Source organism: Brevibacillus laterosporus, assembly GCF_030489605.1.
Lineage (GTDB): Bacteria > Bacillota > Bacilli > Brevibacillales > Brevibacillaceae > Brevibacillus_B > Brevibacillus_B laterosporus_E.
Map to the genome: position 1 here is coordinate 34803 of NZ_JAUKFY010000026.1, position 19678 is coordinate 54480.

Sequence of the window (19678 nt, forward strand, 5' to 3'; positions counted from 1 at the left end):
TAGCCTGCCAAGATCGCTTTTTTCATTGTGAAAGGGGACGGGAATATATGTTCTTATAGGCGATAAAAGAAAGGCCTGACAAACATCAGGCAATAACAAGTTATGGCTACGAACCAAAAGCCACTAATAAAGTTCCAACGGCAATTAGTCCAATGCCGATACCGCCAATGAGGCTAACGCGTTCGCCGAGAAATACAAAAGCTAAACCAACAGCCAGCACGACACTTAATTTATCAATGGGCCCAACCTGAGCGACCTTTCCATATTTTAAGGCCACAAAGTAAAATAACCATGATAATGCTCCAGCTACACCGCTTAGCACGATGAAGGAAAGAGCTTTTTTATTGGCAATAACTTCGCCAAAGGCATTCCATTTTCCTTCAAAAAGTACCACGCCAAGTAAAAATAAGGCCATAATAACAGCTCGAATAGCAGTTGCTGTATTTGCATCGACTTGACCTAACCCAATTTTTCCGAAAATAGATACCAATGCTGCCATCAGGGCAGATAATAATGCAAAAATCAACCAAGCCTGCATAAAAAGAACCACCTTTGTTATGTAAGAAATGTGTATTACTTATAGATAGCACTAGGTTGTTTGACGCTCAAAGGTCTGAAGCATCTGCTCTAAAAGGTGAATAAATTCTGCTTTTTTACAATAATAGCATTGATCGAGCCAAAATGGATGAAGATTGTGCCAAACTGTTGGCTCCGATACATGGCGAAAGCGTCCAAATAGCTGACGCGGGTAGGATGCATGCATAAATGATATTTCATATTGATCATTTGCATAACGGGTTTGTTCCTTTGTTGATTCACATACGAATCCGCGAGCTGTCAGAGGTGGATCGGCAATCTCGGCCAAGAGATCACGGGATGAAAATAACTCCAGATTGCCATCGATTTGCTGGAAGAAAGCGGGGCCATATTCCAAAAATAAATGGAGCACCTCATATAAATATTCCGACAGCTCTTGTTCATCTGCATAGCTTTTCCATTGGGCTACACCGTGTGTGCGACCCCATTTTCCTTCAGACCAGGTCCATAAATCAATACTGCCGTAGCTTCCATGCTGCAATGAAGCAGTGAACCTCCGTTGCCTTTTGTGAAACGATAACAGCAGGCCGGTATTCGTGATTGCTGGAGTTGCACCATAAAAAGCAAACTGTTTAAGGGATTTTCTACCCGGTTTTTCAGCCGCTTCGGTTGGAAGAAAGACCGCTTCGGACAGAACAAAACCAGCTTTGAGCAATTGCTCCTGCAGGCAAGCCCTGACCATTTTATTTACTCGAACAGGTGAGCGCCGACACTTATTTACAAGGATGCGATGCTGTTGCAGAAATTGAGCTGTTTGTTTAGATAAATATGCGTAGGAACAGCCTTCAACACCAGCTATATCGAAGGCTCGAAGAAAGAGTGCCCTAGCTTTTTCATGTGTTTTCTGCTCTTGTTCATTTAAGAGCATGTAATTCATAAACCGCTCAAAGCTTGACGGGCATACTACCCAATCAGACAAAGCCGATAAGGTACCTTCCAAATGTCTCTCAGGAGTGGAATCATTATAATGAACGAACAAAGAAACCAAAGCTTCACCGTTCACATAGCAGGAAAACCCCCAAGCCTGTTCGGGCAAATGAACTGCATAGATACTGAGCTGCCCCGTAATTTCCGAGATATAAGCAGCGAATTCATCACTTCCGTCTTCTTCCTCAGCCAGCATGACTGCGGTCCAATTTTGGTTTATTGGATAAAGGTAGGATTTAATGTTATGTTGCTTTAAAATCGTTTGCACATGATCTTTATCTATCTGATAAAGCAATGTGGCACAAGTAGTGTAACCCATGCCGTCATTCCCCCCTGTCTTTATACACAAGTTCTCTATCGGAAATCGTACCATATGAAATCAGGTGGTTTCCAGCTAACAATCCCTTTTAGACAATGGGTTCATTAAGCGCTTTTGCTTGTGTTTCAAATTCGGATTGCGTTACACTACAAAATGAAAGCATCCATTAATCCTGTAAATGAGAGATTACTCAACTATGATGCGTTAAGAGGGAAAGGAGATTGTCATGACAAGATATCAATTAGCGGAACGAAAAGTAGACGATTACATAACATATGTCCTGACTGATGCAGAATATCCGGCGGAAGCTCATCTAGTGCCAGGGCTTGGAAATAACTTATTTCGTTTTTCAGTGAATAATCAAGAAGTATTTGTATCTCCTGAAAAAATATCTATGATCAGGGATGCTTCTGCCCGTTTTGGAAATCCGATTTTGTTTCCGCCTAATAAAATTAGACATGGAAGCTTTTCTTTTAACGGGAAGAAATATCAACTAGGATTAAACAAAGGGGAGCATCATTCTCACGGAGAATTACGAGTACGCGCATGGAATGTGGTAGATCGCGGTGCAAAAGCTGATCGTGGTGCGTTCGTCGTATCCGAGTTTGACTTTGCCGATCATCCTGATTTATTAGAGGCATTTCAGGCACGTCTGGTGTTTCGCTTTACTTATGTTTTGCAAGATGGCATTCTACGTTTGGAAGGGGAAGTGAAGAACGAGAGCGAAGCAGCGGCTCCGTTTATGTTAGGCTTCCATCCCTATTTCCATGTGAAGCAGGGGCACGAACGGCAAACAATCATGCAGGTTCCTTCAAAACTAGAGTGGCCTGTAAATGAGGAAGGGTTCGTAGATGGTTCGCCGGTCCCAACTGATTTGTGTCAGCAGTTAACCAAGGGGCTATCCTATCCTGACATGCCAAAAGGACGAGATCATGCTTTTGTTACAGTAGAGGATGGGACTACCAGTTGCCAACTGATTGACCAGCAAGAAAGTCATAAAATTGTTTATGAATTTGGAGATCAATTCCCATTCATGCTAGTCTTCCAACCAAGCTGGAATAACAGTGTGTCTCTTGAGCCATACACGGCTGTTACAGATGCCTTTAATTTAGATGTAGCAGCAGAGCAGACGGGTGCTCGTGGTCTAGAGCCGGGGGAACAATTTGTCTTTACACATACTTTCCGTGTAGAAAAGCTGTAAGCGGAAAATATCGATAACACAGGCTTCCTTGCTTTTATAGCGGACGGGAAGCAACATCAAAAAGGGGGAATAAACATGCCTCAATTATTATTGCGTGGAATTTCTACCGAACAGGCATGTAACATGAGCGAGGCTTTGCTTAGCGAGTTGGCAGAGATTTGTGATTGTGGAACCGATAATTTTATCATGGAGTGCATACCGACAATCTCTATCTTTGAAGGAAAACAAGTAGAGACCTATCCCTTTATCCATGTGTACTGGTTTGAGCGGGGAACAGAGGTAAGGGATCGTTTTGCAGAATGTGTGTCCAGACACGTTTTGGCACAGGGTATAGCGGAAGTAGAGATAGCTTTTAGTGTGTTTGAGACGAATAGCTATTATGTAAATGCAAAAAGATGCTTTGATTAAGCTATCTAGTCAAAAGCCTGCGGAATATGATATCCGACAGGCTTTTGTTTTGTCGAGCATTTGTTATGCAACGAACTATTTCTGTAGGATGCGCATCAAAAATCCATTTTGTTCGCCTATATTCATAAGATCAGCCCCGAAGTATCCAATGACCATAGCGAGCCCCGTCCATGCAACAAGACTAATCCCAATCCACAACAACATTTTTTGTCGGGTTGCCCCAAAAGACATTCCCATTACCGCAGTAAGATGACTTCCGACTAGAGCAGGGCCTAGAATGCTTAGCCCAGGCAATCCATACTTTTTAAAGAGCTGCTTCGCACGCTGCTGACGTTTGCTTGGTTCCTTGTCACCGCGTTTTTTCTGCAACCATTTTTGTACTTTTTCCATTAGTAAAATAAGTAGAAAAACAGTAATTCCATTACCCACTAGCGCCACCAAGGAAACTAAAATCGGGTTCAGCCCAGCAAAAATTCCAATTGGAATCATTGCTATAAGCTCAAACATGGGAGTAGCGGCAAACAGGAAAATGATGAAATAAGGCCAAAGTAGATTCATAGTTGAGAGTTCCTCCTGAGTTTGTTCATCATCTGATGTTTCGTGCTTTGTCTGATCTTAACAAAAATACCGACAAGGCTTCATTTTTGCTTCGGCTAGCATTTTTAAGAAGAAGTGCTGAATGCACTAGGGTAAGCGAGGGGAGTACCAGATCTATGACAACCACGCAAGCAGATATTACGGGGCTGTGCTAATACGACCGACATAAAACATGACAACAGCCGAATCCTGCTGGGACCGTCTCAGACAAGCCTGATGTCCTTGCACCCTCTGTTTCAACATTCAGAAAATCACTTCTGTTTGAAATCTTATGTTTAAAGTAAATAATCCATTGCATTATGTCAACGATCAGTTACAGATTGGTTAGCTTTCTTGTCATAGAAGTCAGATATCCGCCTAAAAGGAACGGGATTTGATACGCATGAGACGTACTACATTTTACGATGAATGCTTTCATGCTGGTGCGGTATGAATGCAGGCAGCAAAGGTTTGCCTTCTATGTTTGAATGCTGTTATTGGAATAAATCTGGAAGATAAAAGTTTTTCTTTGCAGAAAAATAAAGCTAAAAACCTTAATATTTACAACGTTCTTACCGATATAAAGAAATGGGTATGTTTTTCTTTGAGGAGAAACACACAGTAAAACTAGAGGAGGGGAACGAATGACCAGAAGGATATTGCACGCACTGTTGGCGTTAGTCATGATGCTGACCGTGATTCCGTTTTATCCGATGGGCGTAGGTGCAGCTAGTAGCGGGAATAACTTTATATTTGAAAATCTCCCTGAGATTGTTAATTACAAATATCTATCTCTTGAGGGATCATTAAATCAGGTTTCTCCCATAGGCATTAGTTACACGGTAACACCGAAAAACGGAAAAGAAGGTCCACAGAAGACAACGGGAGTTATCGTTTCAGATGACGGAAGACGGATTCGTGTTGCAAACATTGAATTGTTCCCAGGTGAAAATACAATTACGTTTCGCGGGAAGAATGGTGCTTCCGAGATAACTTCTGCTATTAAAGTGACTTATATTGATACGCCGCTTTTGTATAACCTACAGTTCAAATCAGGTGCGCAAAAGCTGCCTTTGAACGAACAAAGTGCAACGGTTGTAACACAGCGTTTTACAACTGGTAAAGGCATCTTTACAATTGAGGGGAACGCTCCTAACGTTACAAAGGTAATCGTGGAAAGCGACGGAGAGTCACGTTCAGCATTTGTAAATGAATCAGCAGATAACTACTTTATTATCAGTCAGTTAAATTTGAAAAAAGGAAAGAACGTCCTCACATTCAAATTGACCAATAAAGATCAGGTTATTGAATCCAAACGAGAAGTGATCTACTTTGATGGAACGGCTACTTTTTTTGATACAAAGGTATCCGTCAATGGCATAGCAACTGAGTATGATTTAAAAGATTTTCCAATGCTCTTGTCTAAAGGTACACCAAATCCTGCTGACTTTACCTTCAAAGGTGATTTGATGATACCTGTGGACAGTAGCTTTACTCCAACTGCAAGCACAGCAGAACTCATGAAGGTTCGCTTTTTTGAAGGCAGCCTATCCGGTACTGCAATGGCGAATATCACGTTCAAGCATGGAGAATTAACCAAGCAGCCAGACGGGGCTGAGTATCATCATTACCGCTATACCTTCAAAGGTAATCAGTTACTTGACGGAAATCCGCCTGATGATCCAACAGCACCAAAGCCACCAACAGCAGCAAAAATCCCATTTGAGATTGGTAAACGCTATACGGTGGCGATGGATGGATTTAATCCAGTGCAGTCAAATAAAGAGTCTTCTAGCGTATACGATACAAACAGCGAATTTGGCTACACCATCAAGGATGACAGCAAGTTCCAAATTACAGGTGCAGAGTATATCCAATCGGACAAAATACCGGCTGGAAATGAAGAAGGCAATAAATTTGAGGCGAATACTACCATCAATAAATTGCCATTCTCTATCGCTCTGCTAACAAAAAATACAGGTACTGTAAGCAAAATCACTGTTCATGCGATTGGACAAGGCGGTGGCAAGGTTCCTGTTGCCATTAGTCCTGCTACGGGAACGGTTCGCGGTGAGCGTTTGTGGTTCACCATTAGAGAACTGCCGGTTAATGGAACACAAAAACTGGAGTTTGAGGTTGAAAGCTCCTCTGGTAAAGATAACTATTCCCTGCAAATTACATCAGCTTCCGGACCAGTACAAGAATTCGCCAAGATCAAAGACGGTCAGGTTTTTGATTATGATCCAACCATTTCTGACTACGAAAAGAAGCTTGTTACCAGCATGAAAGAATTTGAGGGTACTGTTAGCAACGTGGAGCTTGATGCAGCTAGCTATACAAACGGTATGGTCAAGCTGACGTTGAATAACAGCGATATTCCATTGGAACCAATCGGCGGCAACAACTATAACTTTAAAATGAAAGCCGGTACAAAGGTTAGTTTTATTGAAGGTCAAAACACCTTGGTCTTCAGATACAAAAAAGGTAACGTTCTGTACGAAAAAACGTACAAAATTACGTTGCTATCCAACAACTACCCTGAAATTCCAAAAGGCGGCACAGAAGGAATTTATCCTTATGCAACAGAGAAGCCTTCTAAAGACAACCGCTTTACTGGAAAAGACGGAGTGTATACAACCAAAGAAAAGAAAATGAATGTCTTTGGTACCTTTGATTTTATTGATCTGCCAGATTCAACTAACGCTATCGAAGGCAGACTTAACGATATGAAGAAAGACATTGAGGCTGGTAATGAGCCAAAATATGTTCTTGAAATCAAGTCTTCTGATGATAAGTATGATAAAAAATGGATTTTAGGCAAAAACAAATTGTTAATTGATGGAAAAGACACTTGGGGAAGCCAAGAAGTCGACAATTTGGAAGTGAAGTATTTGAAGGACAAAAAATACTTTACCTTCATTCTTTCCAACATTGAATTACCTAAAGATGGTTCAAAACTAGTTTACACCTTTACCGTTTACAATAACGGGGTAAACGGCTCTTCCAAATCAACTTCTCGCTTGGAAGTTCGCGCGCCGGGCTTAATGTACGACATTGTTCGTCCTATTTTGCCGCGTCAAGCTACCCTGAATCAAAACTTTGTTGAAGTAATCATTGATGCACCGGGTGCGGACAGCATTACATTCGGCAAAAATAATGTTGCGACAAAAGTGGACTATGACAGCGATATGGACGGGAAAATTGATTACCCGAACGCCTTTAGAGCGGTCATTACAGATCTGAAGCCTAACAAGCCGAATAAAATTAACTTTACGGTGAAGAGTGCAAGCGGCGATGTCGTAAATGACTCGTTCGAGGTATTCTATGCATTAAGTACCATCCCGGGCTCGCAATATATGGCACCAATGACTGCGAAAACGAATATTTTCGAAAAGCAGTTAAACCTGACATTCCCGAAAGATACGTATCTGGTTCGCTACGATTATAACGTACCAGAGAATTTGAGAGGTCAAGTCTTCAAGGGCCATAACATCCTGTACGGAATTGCTAACAAAGAGGATGGCGTTGTTGACCGTTTTGATTATTTACAAGAAAGACCGAAAAACTTTGATGATGTGATTAAGGACTTGGGTCGTGATTTCGAACATTCCTTTGATACACATTTTGTAAAAGTATCGAATGTATTCTGGATGGATGCAGGTTTAGCTGATGATCCAGGTACAAAGGAAGACTACGATCCGTATCCGTATGGTATGCTGCCAATCATGCCGCGTGCGTTAACAGACAGCCTGAAGCTGTATAATTTCAACGATGTTCCTGTAAATCGCGTGCTTGTACCAAACAAACGCGGTATGCTAGAGCTTGCATACGATGCGAATGTGGTTTCGGATGCAGCTAATCATCTAACCGTAATGAGATATGACCCGAACAAGTTCTTCTGGGAAAATCTTGGCGGTAAGGTGAATGTAAGCAAGAAAACCATCACTGTTCCATTTGATAAGTTTGGCTATTATGTAGTAGCTAAGCTAAACGATTCCTTTGTAGACGTTGTTACTCATCAATATGCTCGCAACCAAGTAGAAGCAATGTTTGCTAAAGGAGTTATTAAAGCGGATAACGAAGTGGAATTTAAGCCAGATACAGAAACGACACGCGGTGAATTTACAGCGATGATCGTGCGTGCCTTGCAGCTTCCATTAGTAGATAATCCGCCAAGCCAGTCGTTTGTGGATGTACCGTTTGATTACAATGGTACTCAGAAGTACGACTACCGTCACATTGAAACAGCAGCACGTTTGGGAATCGTTCGCGGTAAAGAACCGAAGATTTTCGAACCAAATAGTAAAATTACTCGTGAAGAGGTTGCCGTTATTTTAGCGCGTGCGTTGAAATTAAAAACGGAAACCAATGCAGCAAAAACCAAAGCAAACTTAACTAAATTGTTCAAGGATGCTCCGATGGTTGATCCATATGCAGCACCTGCTGTAGTGGAAATCGCCAAGAAAAAATTGATCATCGGTTCTCCAGTAGATCTGAATGATCCGAAACAAGGCTATATATTTGAGCCAAAAGCTAACATGCTTCGCGGTGATGCAGCGATCTTAATGGCTCGTGTCATGGCAATGCAAAAACTGATTCCGGCTGTTACTGAAGTCAAGTAGGAACTGGATGAAACAAAAGCGAAAACCTTCCTGGCCATTCTGGTTGCAAGGAAGGTTTTCTGCTAATCACAGGGAGGACGTTGTATGAAAGGATTGAAGTTAATTGCCTTATCTGCCGCATTACTTGCGGTTGGAGGCACAACCGTTTTTGCGGCAACTCAAGTAGTGAGTCCGTATGGGCAAGAGGGAAACTACCAAAAGGTAGCCTTGACGGTAGATCGTTCCCCCATTAACGAGCGTGGAATTGTAATAGACGGCAAGGTGTATGTTCCGGTTGAACCATTGCAAAATTTGCGCAAGTTAGCTTATGTGAAGGACGAGGCCACTTTTGTAACACATCTGTTCTTTGGAGGAGCAGGGGGTTCCGCGGCTCTTACTCAGGAAGCCCAACGCGTAATGGGGAACAAAGATGTTCTAAACACCTTAATGCAAAGCATTCCCTATGAATCAAAGAATTATCATTCAGGCATGATGCTTCAGGATATACAGAACATTGCCTCGCTAGCATCCCAGATGAAAAAGACAACGGATACGTTAAATAAAGCGATCTACAGTAAATTAAATCAAAATATCACTCCTAATGTGGGAATGCTAAAGCAGACGTACACGTATGCTACAGTTCCGATCGAAATTATGAGAGATCGGATGGAGGCTTTGTCTGACGAAATGGGCGATAAATTAAGCAAAAGTGACAGACGCAGAATGGATGACGTTATTGAACTGCTAAATGATGCAGTAAAATATAAACAAAAATCGTTACGCACTTTTGAGGATTGGCTGGAAAGTTCTAATGAAGACGATTTAGAAGACATCCGTGATTATGAAAAGGATGCCAATAAATATATTGATGAAGCCATTAAGTATCTAAATGGATTTGACGCTAAAAAACCGGGCAAAAAATATGGGAAAAACCTGCGAGACAGCGTACTGGAATGGATTCGAAAATCAAATAAATAAGCAACAAAGGTAAGGCGCTTCTTTTAACGAGAAGTGCCTTTGTTTTTATCACGCATTAGTCTCATTTGCAACACCTCTTCTATATCCCCGATCTGAAGTACGAACTGTCTAATCTCCTGATGATTAACCCCATGCCGTTCAGCCTGTTCCTTCAAGGCTTTGAGATTAATCCCGAACTTTCCGGGCTTTTCAGGATGAACCATTAATTCTCCTAACGTGACTGTAAACCCTAATAAGTCTGGATCGAAGTCTTCTGCATCCTTTCTTTGAAAAGGGGCTGTGATCGGTATATAAGCTCGTTCCTTGTTCCAATCAAGCTCGGTTTCCCGAAAGGTAATGACATACCAGAGGGGGGCTAACCGATTTTCCAAGTAGTCGTAATATACGTTGATTTTCATTGATGCACCAATTATCCTTTCCCGGGAAAAGCTTCATATTTTTCCGCGCATACGTCTATTTTATGAGGGAAACCGCTTCTTTCACAAAGCCTAGAATATAATATCTTTGTATAGTAAACCGCCATGTTGACTAGAATGCATTTACTGATGGGTCCAGTTGATGTTGAATGAAAACAACCTGGTTTACTGGTGAGCTATATGTAAAGTGACTTCATACTACACTATTTGTACATGCTGTAGATAAACTGGGATTAAAATGAACTAATTTTGCCTTAAAGCGGTAAGGAGAATCAGGTCTATCTGCTAAAACTAATCAGAGATCATTGTCACGTAAGGCACGGATTCCCTGTCCCTTTAACTATATCACCCGGCTGTTAAAGAGCGTAGACTCCTTTTCTGTGTTCATCATAGAACAGATTTAATTTACACCCATGAAAAAAACAGGCAAACTCTATAACAAAGAGGCAGTCTGAATTCTTACGGCCTATAGTTAGCTTTGCTTATCCGATCGAATTGTAAAATTTATGAAAAATAAATTAGAATATTTTTACAATTAACTAATACGAGCTTTGCCTAAAATTCACATCATTATTTTATACTAATAGTGGGAATGATCACAAAAGTTGCATTTCTTGAAAAAATCCTACTAAATGATCATGTAAAAAATGAAACTCTACCATATAGTGAAAATGCCAGAATACTTTTTCCTATTTTTCTGAAATAGGGAATATACTGGCAGGTCTCATTTTCGTTCTTTTTCAAAAAATGAATCTAAAAAGGAGTGACTGAGTTGTCGCAGCGAAAAAGGTATCTAAAATGGTTGAATGTGTTCATGATTCTCTGTATGGTATGTTCATTTAGCCTGCCTGTAGTTGTACAAGCGGCAGAAACATCGGAAGTACAAGAAGCATCAGCGCCGCAAGACGCGATTGAACGTGTACAACAAAAGAAGGTAAAAGTGAGGGACGTATCTGCAGTCAATGGAGAGGTAACCATTACGTTGTCTGACCTTCCAGAGGATACGCCAAAATCAGAGGATTTTCAGCTTTCAGTCAAAGGCGGCCTATTAGAAGGATGGTCTTCCCTAGAAGAAACTGATTTCGCTTGGGATGAATCAAGCAAAACCGCTCGTATCCATTTTGAACCAATAAAAGGTGGAGAGCTGGATAAACGGGTGACTGTACGTGTGGAGGGTTACGGCTCGAAAAAAACAGCAAAGCCATTTTTGGTACAGGCTACTTCTAGCAAGGTGTTTGCTGTAAAGATAGAAAACCTAGCAGACGATAATATCCTAGAAATCGATTCTGCTTTAGATGGAAGCCTAACTTTGAAAGCGGTTGCATATGATATCCGCGGAAGAGAGGTGGAAGGCAAAGCAGTAAATTGGAGTTCTTCTGATAGAAGAGTCGCTACAGTGACTGAGGAGGGTGTTGTTACGGCAAAGGCAATCGGGCTAGCCGTTATTCAAGCGGAAGTGGATCATCGAATAGCGCTGTTCCCAGTCCTTGTAAAGAAGCCTGGACCATCACTAAGCCTGTCCGCTAGTGGCTTGCATGAATCAGATGCTAATGATGGGGGGATTTCTGATTCACTTCTAGTGGAGCTTCATCATGCCAAGTTTTTGCCTCTGTTTTTGAAATCAAGCGTACAAGTCAAAGGATTGCCAGAGGGACTCAGCTATACAGCCAAGCTGGAGGGCGAGGATCGACTTAGAATCACTTTCTTGGGTAAAGCAGTGAAACATGAGGCGAAAGACAGCGTTGATCATGTGTACGTAATCGTGAAGCATGATATGGTATTTGGTGCTCTTTCTCATTTGATTTCACCAGAATTTTCCATAAATTTCAAAGATTCCAAAAACGTGAAAGCTCCTGTGTATTTAGATGCGAAGTTAGCTGAAGACAATAAGCGAATTACCTTACGTTTTGATGACGAAATTGCCTCGGCGGTTTCAGAAGAAGCACTGCGTGAGGCGGTCCAAATAGCTAGGAACGGCAGTAACTTCATTTCTCTTAAGGAAGGCGATCTTGTTTCCATTGAAGGACAGTCACTAATCGTTACATTGGCCCAAGGTCTGCATGGAAACGATAATAAGATACGTTTACAAGCCAATTCGATTCAAAATACAGCAGGCAACCTGTTAACAGAGACAGTTGTATCGGAGTCATTAGCAGCTAGTATCGCTTCGATTGCAGACTTGAAACAACGAGTAAATGAAGTCGTCACGCTTCAAGGGATCGTCACGGCGGATAACGCCTCGCTTGGCGGCGGAAAGCTGTCCACGTATATACAGGATGAGACAGCAGGGATTAATTTGTTTGCCAGTAAATGGACCAGTTATCCAGATCTAAAAGAGGGGGATTCGGTTCAAGTAACAGGGAAGATTGTTGTTTATAAAAATTTGACAGAAATCATTCCGGAAACATCAGACGATATTGTCGTGGTCAGTACGGGAAATCAAGTGCCTCAAGCAAAGTCCTTGACAGTAGCTCAATTAAATCAAGCAGCACTGGCAGAAAAATACGAAGGAATGCTGATCTCCTCGCAAGCATTCTTACTATCTGTTCCAAGCAGTGAATCAGGCGGTGGCTATAACCTACGGATGATCGATGAGCATTTCCAAGGCATGACAGTCCGTGTTATGAAAGAGAGCCTTGACATAGCACAGCTTACGTCAGGTAAGTGGTATCAGGTAGAGGGTGTTTTAGCGCAATATAATGATCTGTATCAAATACTTCCGCGTAAACAAACGGATTTGCTCCTATTACAGGATCAACCGCCAACCCCTCAGCCAAAAGAAGCTTACCCTTCCACTGTGAAGGATGTGGTGGATGGCGATACGATTCATTTGTCTCAGCCGGTACTTGGGGTAAGTACGGTTCGATTTGTCAATTTGGATACGGCGGAAACCTACCATATAAAAGATCCTAATTTTGACTATACCAAGGTATACAACGGTTCTGACAATGGCAGTAAAGATAAAAACCAAAAAGCTCATGGCGAACGTGCCAAACAGCATGTAAAAAAACTAATAGCTCCAGGAGACTCGATTACGATTAAACCAGCTTCCACACCTATTGATGCATACGGCCGCCTTTTAGCAGAAGTAATTCTTGCAGATGGCCGCAATGTTAATTTGGAAATGGTGAGGGACGGACATGCCAGCATGTATATCATCTGGCCAGTCAAGGATGAGACATTTAAGCAATACGCTAAAGCCGTCAAGGAAGCAAAGCAAGCAGGAATTGGAATTTGGAATGCCCAAGATCCATTGATTGAATTGCCGTTTGAATTCCGTGCTCGTGAGCAGAAAAAGGCACTAAGCCGTCCTGTTGGGGATGCTAGTACAAAATTCTATGTACAGCCTCTCGACTTTCAAAAGGTTGCTGTAGAGAATCGTCTGTTCTTTAACAGCACGCAAGAGGCTGAACAAGCTGGTTATACGTTAGCGCCAAATGAAGAAAAGCATGGCTTGTCAGCAATACGGCAATTGCCAGACAAAACCCCGATCGTAACAGCTACAGGGGTAGTAAGTACGGTCTCAGACAGTCGGAATAGCTTTTATGTACAAGATGACAAAGCAGGTATTCTGGTCTTCCAACCTGCAACGCAAACACAGGTGAAGCCAGGAGATGTGGTTACCATTACAAAAGGCTTGAAAGATACGTACAACGGAGAAGTAGAAATTATGCAAGCCGAATTCTCGATCACAGGTACGGCAGCTGAGCCTCAAGCTGTTTCCGTAGAGGCAAGTCAGCTAATCAAGAAGCAAGGAATGCTTATTCGCTTGGCGGAAGCAACTGTTTCACAGGTCACTCCTAGTAAGCTTGTAGTGGGGACCCCGACTGGTTCGACTGAAGTTTTTTTAGGGAAGTATGGGGTTCGTTTGCCGGAATTACGTGAAAAAGATGTGGTGGATGTAACTGGAATTGCTTCTATTTTTAAAGGCTCGGCTCAGGTTTATCCACGATCTGTAAAAGATATTGTTATTTTACGCAGTGGACTTACCGATGCAGATCGGGTAGCAGCCGATAAAGCATCTCTGTCCATAGGGGATGGAAGCGGCACAGCTCGGACAGATCTGACTTTGCCTGCCAACGGTGCTTATGGCTCGACAATTACCTGGGTATCCGATCAACCAACTATTATCTCAGAGCAGGGAAAAGTAATTCGTCCAGCAAAAGGCTCAGCAGATGCAAAAGTAACCTTAACAGCTACTCTGAAAAAGGGAACCAGCGTAGATACGAAAGTGTTCTTGCTCACCGTGCCTGCCCAAACAATCACGGATGAGGAAGCAGTAGAGGCAGTGAAAGCAAGCTTGAATGTAACCTATGATGGTACGGCTACAAGCGTGTCTCTGCCAAGGATGGGTGCAAACCATGTTGCAATCCAATGGAGCTTGCAGGACCAAGCCCATTCAGCCATCGTAGAGCTTGATAATGGGCATGTAAACAGATCGGCTGTTTCCAAAGTAACTGACGTTGTGCTAATCGCTTCAATTAAGTTAGGTTCTGCCCAATCGCAAAAAATGTTTTCAATTAGAGTGCTTCCTTTGGGAGACGTACCTATTGTTCATCCAATCTCAGTGACAAACTCGCATATAACAGGGACAGCTAAGCCGGGGACAGACATTCATGTTCGTACAGGATCGAAGTTAGTAGGGACTGACAAGGCAGATCATGCAGGAGCTTTCGGTGTGAAAATCCCAACACAGTCAGTAGGAACTGTACTCGAAGTCATTGCTAGCAATCCAACAACTCATTACCAAAGTGAAGCAGCCTATGTGTTGGTAACGGAATCAACAGGAGCACCGAGCATTATTCATGTTGACAATATTACTGCTTCTGTAAGGAAAGGAGCGAATTACATCTTACCCACAACTGTATGGGCTTCAATGAGTGATGGTACCAATCAGCAAGTACCGGTAGATAGCTGGAATCCGAATGCAGCAGATACAAGCAGTGAAGGTACATTCAACTTTGAGGGAACAATCGAAGGGTATGCGCAAAAAGTACGTTTAACCTTAGAGGTAACCAAGGAGGGAGCGGGACTGACAGTAGCCCAAGCCCTAGCCCTGCCACAAGGAACGACAATTACACCTGAAGCTTATGTACAGACGGCAGAGCCAAATGCCCAATTTGCAGGCTATGGTATTTATCTTGCTGATCAGCCAGGGGATGAAACTACAAATGCGCTTATCGTAAAATTTGCTAATTCAGACCGCAATGGACCGTTTGCCGCAGCAAATGCTGCCGGTAAAAAAGTGAAAATCACCGGTGTTTTGCATGATAAAGCGTATTTTAGCAAAAAAGGAATCGCCACCTATACACATATTCAACTTGTGCCATAAGGATAAGGAGGGGTCTACGATGTTTCGTTCATCTTATTTTTTAGCTAAAAAGCTTTGCAAGAGTGCTCTTGTTTTAACACTAGCAGCTTCCACGTTATTCACAAGTTCAGTCTGGGCTGAAGGTCCTCACGATCCCGCTCCGTTTATCTCTGCCAAAGGTACCCCTTTGGGTAAAAAGGTGTTATTTGACAATACGCACGGACAAACAGCAGGAGCGGCAGACTGGGTTATTGATGGCGGCTTCTCTGACTTTGCTAATGCGATTGCTCAAGCCGGCTATGATGTGAAGGAATTACGCAAATCAACACCGATTGTTTATGACGATCTGAAAGAATATGCCGTTTTTGTAATTGGGGAAGCCAACATTCCTTATAAAGTATCTGAGCAAGCAGCAATGATTGAATTTGTAAAAAATGGCGGCAGCATCTTCTTTATCGGGGATCACTACAATGCAGATCGTAACAAGAATCGTTGGGATGCCTCAGAAGTCATGAACGGATATCGTCGTGGAGCGTGGGCTGACCCAGCTAAGGGAATGAGCGAGGAGGAGCGTAACTCGGAAGCTATGCAAGGGGTAGCAAGCTCTGATTGGCTGGCTGAAAACTTTGGTATCAGGTTCCGCTACAATGCGCTTGGAGACATAAATGCAACCAACATTGTGAGTCCTGCTCAGGCATTGGGAATTACAGAGGGCGTGTCTAGCGTGGCAATGCACGCGGGTAGCACACTTGCGATTGTTGAGCCGAAAAAAGCAAAGGGAATCGTTTATTTGCCAAAAACAAATGCAAAATGGGCCCATGCTGTTGATAAAGGTGTATATAAAGGCGGTGGAGTAGAAGAAGGCCCGTATGTAGCTATTGCTAAGCTGGGTAAAGGAAAGGCTGCTTTTATCGGTGATTCTTCTCCGGTAGAAGATGCTACCCCGAAGTATTTGCGTGAGGAAAATGGTCAAAAGAAGAAAACCTATGACGGATTCAAAGAACAAGACGATGCTGTGCTACTTATTAACCTAATCAATTGGCTGGCAAAACAAGAGAATTACGAAAACCTTCAGCAGGTACAAGGCTTAAAGCTGGATACGGTGACTCCTCTCCTGACAACTGGTCCAGAAAATGAAATTCCGGCCCAAACAATCGAACCGCAAAAAGAGCCTTGGGCAGCTCCAGCCGCTGGTTATAAATGGTGGGACCCTAGCACATTTGCTAACGGTTCTTACGGAAAATAAAAAATGTCACAAAAAATCTCCTACTGTTGGTGGGAGATTTTTTGTACGATTAGAAGAGGAGTAAAACACTCAAAACGCTTGATGAGGCTCGACTTCCTACTGTTTTCTAAACAATGAGTAACTTGAACAAAAAACCATCTAAGGAGATAAACAAAATGCTTCAATTTACTGAACAAGAAAAACACGGCGTATATAAAGCGATTGAAGGGAGACGGGATATTCGTAGTTTTTTGGATACACCATTGCCTGAAGATGCTATTCAACGAATTTTAGAAGCGGGGCATCATGCACCTTCTGTGGGTTTTATGCAACCATGGAATTTTATTATGGTCACAGATCAAGAAATAAAAGATAAGCTAGCTTATGCTGCAGACAAAGAACGACGCGCGCTGGCTATTCATTATGAAGGTACAGACCGCAGTGATCAATTTATGGGGATCAAGGTTCAAGGGTTAAAAGAAGCGCCCCTGACTATCTGTATTACAAATGATCCAACCAGGGGAGGAGCCCATGTCCTTGGTCGCAATTCGATTCCAGAGACAGATGTCTTGTCAGTGGCATGCGCGATTCAAAATATGTGGCTGGCTAGCTGCGCAGAAGGAATTGCCCTTGGATGGGTTAGCTTTTATAAGAAAGCGGATGTCCGTGAAATCTTGGGAATACCTCCGCACATTGAACCAGTAGCCTTGCTTTCATTAGGATATACAAATGAATACCCTGATCGTCCGCTATTGGAAATTCTTCAATGGGAGAAACGCCGTAATTTGCAGGAATTAATTTTTCAAAACGAGTGGGGCGTACAAAAATAAGACCGCAGTTGCTGCCAAGTCCTTAGGCTGCTGAATCTCTCTTATACAGGCTGTAGGATGGTGTCGACAAAAAAAGAAGTCAGAAATGAAATCCTGACTTCTTTTTTGTATTTATTTTTGCTTCTATTAATGAGGAACAGCGATCAGTTGAATAGCAAACAAAACACCAAATAGATAGACTAATGGATGAACCTGGCGCCATTTGCCTCTTAAAATTTTCATCAGTGGGTATGAAATAAACCCTAGAGAGATCCCGGTAGCGATACTGGAGGTAAGCGGCATGCTCAACAAAACCAAGAAAGCAGGAAAAGCTTCATCTGGTAGTTCCCAATTAATGTGGCGGACACTGCCAACCATCAAGGAGCCAACGATAATGAGTGAAGGAGCGGTGATGGCAGACAATCCTGATACAGCGCTAATTAGTGGACCAAAAAAAGCGCCGATTCCTAGCAACAGAGCAATAAATACGGCAGTAAGCCCGGTGCGACCGCCAGCAGCAACACCAGACGCAGATTCTACATAAGCAGAGGTTGGCGATGTTCCTAACATGGAACCGAATAGAGTAGCGACAGAATCTGATAGTAGAGCACGCTCAGCTCTCGGAAGTTTGTTATCTTTCATAAGTCCTGCTTGTTCAGCTACGCCAAGGACTGTGCCAGTCGTATCAAATAGCGTCACTAGTAAAAAAGAAAATACTACTGAATATAGACCGTACTCAACGACATCTCTAAAGGCCGTGACAGGATTGGAGACTAGGATTCCCTCAGGAAGAGTCGGCATAGAGACAAATCCGTTTGTAAATTGAAGCTGGCCGGTTAGAAAGGCGATTAGACCAGTAAGGATCATTCCAAAAAATAAAGCGCCATTTAGATTTAGGGAGTAAAATATCAGAGTAATTAAAAGACCAATTAGAGCTAATATAACAGAAGGAGAATGCAAATCGCCTAACGCAACCAAATTGCTCGGATGGGCAATAATTAAGCCGCTCATACGTAATCCTAAGAACGCAATGAAAAGCCCGATCCCGGCAGTAATAGCGTGCTTTAAATTATTTGGAATGGCCTCAATTAATTTTGAGCGCAGAGGTGTAAGGGAGAGAATAACAAATAATATCCCTGCCACAAATACTGCTGAAAACGCAATATGATAATCAAGCCCTTGATTCGTTTTTACAACCGAGTAAGCGAAATATGCATTCAAACCCATAGCAGGTGCAATTGCTATAGGATAGTTTGCATAAAGTCCCATGATAAGTGTACCGAGCATGGCGGCTATAACTGTTGCCGTGAAGCTTTGTTGAAAGGGAACGCCCGCATCTAATAAGATGAGCGGATTGACAACCATGATATAAGCCATTGTAAAGAATGTAGTAAATCCTGCAGTTAACTCTTTTCTGAAAGAGGAGTTATGCTTTTCTAGTTGAAACAAGTAGAACAGCTCCTTAAACACGAATATTAAACAAGAATAAAATAGATATTATACGTAATTTGTTATTTGCGCAAGATGGGGAGCATTCTTCTGTCGAAAACCATGTTAGGATAAATCAAGTTGCTATAGAAGTTAGATGTTAATTGTTGTACAGCCATGAATGAACCCATTAATTGGAGCTAGCAATTGTAATGATAAATTTATATGATAAGTGTAGTGTAACAATTGATTTTGTGGATTATTCTTAGAGCGACTGGTTCAAGTCGCTCTTTTTTAGTACGTTTTTTGTGGCTTATAGCATGGAGAGTAATTCTTTGTACAAGTTGCTTAAAAGAAAATTTTAAAAAACTATTGACTATAATGAATTACATGTGGTAGACTAAATTTCGTTCCCAAGAAATACATAAAAAATTGTATACGGCCCGTTGGTGAAGCGGTTTAACACAGCAGCCTTTCACGCTGTCATACAGGGGTTCGAATCCCCTACGGGTCACCATTTCTTTCATTGAGATATATGGATGGTTTCTTGTGATTTTGAAGAGGCGTTTTAGGGAGTTGGGGTGAAGCTGGAGTTCATGCCAGTCTGTCACAGCGGAGGTCGCGGGTTCGAGTGCCGTCAGATCCGTCATCGTTTTTGATAAGTTTATATTCCGAATTTGCCGGTGTAGCTCAATTGGTAGAGCACCTGACTTGTAATCAGGGGGTTGTGGGTTCAAGTCCTATCGCCGGCACCATTTTGAGAGCCATTAGCTCAGTTGGTAGAGCATCTGACTTTTAATCAGAGGGTCGAAGGTTCGAGTCCTTCATGGCTCACCATTTTTACTGTGTAAATTAAAATTTTGATGTGCCCTTAGCTCAGCT

Annotated in this window: 12 protein-coding genes and 3 tRNA genes; 10 read left to right on the forward strand and 5 right to left on the reverse strand. The window is 42.3% G+C overall.

All coding sequences use genetic code 11. From position 1 onward, the window contains the following. Window positions 1–106 precede the first annotated feature (106 nt). Both QZ995_RS20620 and QZ995_RS20625 read right to left on the reverse strand, forming a co-directional pair. A complete protein-coding gene (locus tag QZ995_RS20620; protein WP_301811170.1) occupies window positions 107–538 on the reverse strand; it encodes an EamA family transporter in 432 nt (143 codons plus the stop codon). A gap of 51 nt (window positions 539–589) precedes the next feature. Further along, the gene (locus QZ995_RS20625; protein ID WP_301811173.1) at window positions 590–1843 is read right to left on the reverse strand and encodes a hypothetical protein; all 1254 of its coding nucleotides are present in this window, start codon (window positions 1841–1843) and stop codon (window positions 590–592) included. Window positions 1844–2069: 226 nt separating this feature from the next. Between QZ995_RS20625 and QZ995_RS20630 the strand changes: the two genes are divergently transcribed. Together QZ995_RS20630 and QZ995_RS20635 are read left to right on the forward strand one after the other, a co-directional pair. Next, window positions 2070–3044, forward strand: a complete 975-nt coding sequence (locus QZ995_RS20630; protein ID WP_301811174.1) for an aldose 1-epimerase — start codon at window positions 2070–2072, stop codon at window positions 3042–3044. Between the two features lie 75 nt (window positions 3045–3119). After that, the gene (locus QZ995_RS20635) at window positions 3120–3452 is read left to right on the forward strand and encodes a DUF1904 family protein (RefSeq protein ID WP_301811177.1); all 333 of its coding nucleotides are present in this window, start codon (window positions 3120–3122) and stop codon (window positions 3450–3452) included. 75 nt (window positions 3453–3527) lie between these two features. Here the strand turns inward: QZ995_RS20635 and QZ995_RS20640 are convergent, their stop codons facing one another. Continuing rightward, window positions 3528–4010, reverse strand: coding sequence for a small multi-drug export protein (locus QZ995_RS20640; RefSeq protein WP_301811179.1), 483 nt, complete (start codon window positions 4008–4010; stop codon window positions 3528–3530). A gap of 662 nt (window positions 4011–4672) precedes the next feature. Here QZ995_RS20640 and QZ995_RS20645 point away from each other — a divergent pair. Then, complete coding sequence (locus QZ995_RS20645) at window positions 4673–8650, forward strand: S-layer homology domain-containing protein (protein ID WP_301811182.1); 3978 nt, start codon at window positions 4673–4675, stop codon at window positions 8648–8650. 84 nt (window positions 8651–8734) lie between these two features. Then, window positions 8735–9607 carry a hypothetical protein gene (locus QZ995_RS20650; RefSeq protein ID WP_301811185.1) on the forward strand — a complete coding sequence of 291 codons (873 nt, stop codon included), beginning with the start codon at window positions 8735–8737 and terminating at the stop codon, window positions 9605–9607. A gap of 23 nt (window positions 9608–9630) precedes the next feature. On the opposite strand, the gene QZ995_RS20655 is transcribed toward QZ995_RS20650, so the two are convergent. Then, window positions 9631–10005 (reverse strand): hypothetical protein, encoded by a 375-nt coding sequence (locus QZ995_RS20655; RefSeq protein ID WP_301811188.1) that lies wholly within the window; start codon window positions 10003–10005, stop codon window positions 9631–9633. Between the two features lie 781 nt (window positions 10006–10786). Between QZ995_RS20655 and QZ995_RS20660 the strand changes: the two genes are divergently transcribed. The 3 genes from QZ995_RS20660 (at window position 10787) to bluB (ending at window position 17389) form a co-directional block, all read left to right on the forward strand. Next, window positions 10787–15355, forward strand: coding sequence for an immunoglobulin-like domain-containing protein (locus QZ995_RS20660; RefSeq protein ID WP_301811191.1), 4569 nt, complete (start codon window positions 10787–10789; stop codon window positions 15353–15355). A gap of 19 nt (window positions 15356–15374) precedes the next feature. Then, the gene (locus QZ995_RS20665) at window positions 15375–16580 is read left to right on the forward strand and encodes a DNA-binding protein (protein WP_301811193.1); all 1206 of its coding nucleotides are present in this window, start codon (window positions 15375–15377) and stop codon (window positions 16578–16580) included. Window positions 16581–16735: 155 nt separating this feature from the next. Further along, window positions 16736–17389 (forward strand): 5,6-dimethylbenzimidazole synthase, encoded by a 654-nt coding sequence (gene bluB, locus QZ995_RS20670; protein ID WP_301811196.1) that lies wholly within the window; start codon window positions 16736–16738, stop codon window positions 17387–17389. A gap of 126 nt (window positions 17390–17515) precedes the next feature. Here the strand turns inward: bluB and QZ995_RS20675 are convergent, their stop codons facing one another. Then, window positions 17516–18817, reverse strand: a complete 1302-nt coding sequence (locus QZ995_RS20675) for an NCS2 family permease (RefSeq protein WP_301811197.1) — start codon at window positions 18815–18817, stop codon at window positions 17516–17518. Between the two features lie 419 nt (window positions 18818–19236). Between QZ995_RS20675 and QZ995_RS20680 the strand changes: the two genes are divergently transcribed. From QZ995_RS20680 to QZ995_RS20690, 3 genes are all read left to right on the forward strand, one after another. Beyond that, window positions 19237–19313 (forward strand) — tRNA-Glu (locus QZ995_RS20680). Between the two features lie 162 nt (window positions 19314–19475). Then, window positions 19476–19551 (forward strand) — tRNA-Thr (locus QZ995_RS20685). Window positions 19552–19557: 6 nt separating this feature from the next. Next, window positions 19558–19633 (forward strand) — tRNA-Lys (locus tag QZ995_RS20690). Window positions 19634–19678: the final 45 nt, after the last annotated feature.

Excerpts from the sequence above, each read along its gene's own strand:
- QZ995_RS20620 (WP_301811170.1), bottom strand. The coding sequence starts at position 538 with ATGCAGGCTTGGTTGATTTTTGCATTATTATCTGCCCTGATGGCAGCA.
- QZ995_RS20625 (WP_301811173.1), bottom strand. The coding sequence starts at position 1,843 with ATGGGTTACACTACTTGTGCCACATTGCTTTATCAGATAGATAAAGAT.
- QZ995_RS20630 (WP_301811174.1), top strand. The coding sequence starts at position 2,070 with ATGACAAGATATCAATTAGCGGAACGAAAAGTAGACGATTACATAACA.
- QZ995_RS20635 (WP_301811177.1), top strand. The coding sequence starts at position 3,120 with ATGCCTCAATTATTATTGCGTGGAATTTCTACCGAACAGGCATGTAAC.
- QZ995_RS20640 (WP_301811179.1), bottom strand. The coding sequence starts at position 4,010 with ATGAATCTACTTTGGCCTTATTTCATCATTTTCCTGTTTGCCGCTACT.
- QZ995_RS20645 (WP_301811182.1), top strand. The coding sequence starts at position 4,673 with ATGACCAGAAGGATATTGCACGCACTGTTGGCGTTAGTCATGATGCTG.
- QZ995_RS20650 (WP_301811185.1), top strand. The coding sequence starts at position 8,735 with ATGAAAGGATTGAAGTTAATTGCCTTATCTGCCGCATTACTTGCGGTT.
- QZ995_RS20655 (WP_301811188.1), bottom strand. The coding sequence starts at position 10,005 with ATGAAAATCAACGTATATTACGACTACTTGGAAAATCGGTTAGCCCCC.
- QZ995_RS20665 (WP_301811193.1), top strand. The coding sequence starts at position 15,375 with ATGTTTCGTTCATCTTATTTTTTAGCTAAAAAGCTTTGCAAGAGTGCT.
- bluB (WP_301811196.1), top strand. The coding sequence starts at position 16,736 with ATGCTTCAATTTACTGAACAAGAAAAACACGGCGTATATAAAGCGATT.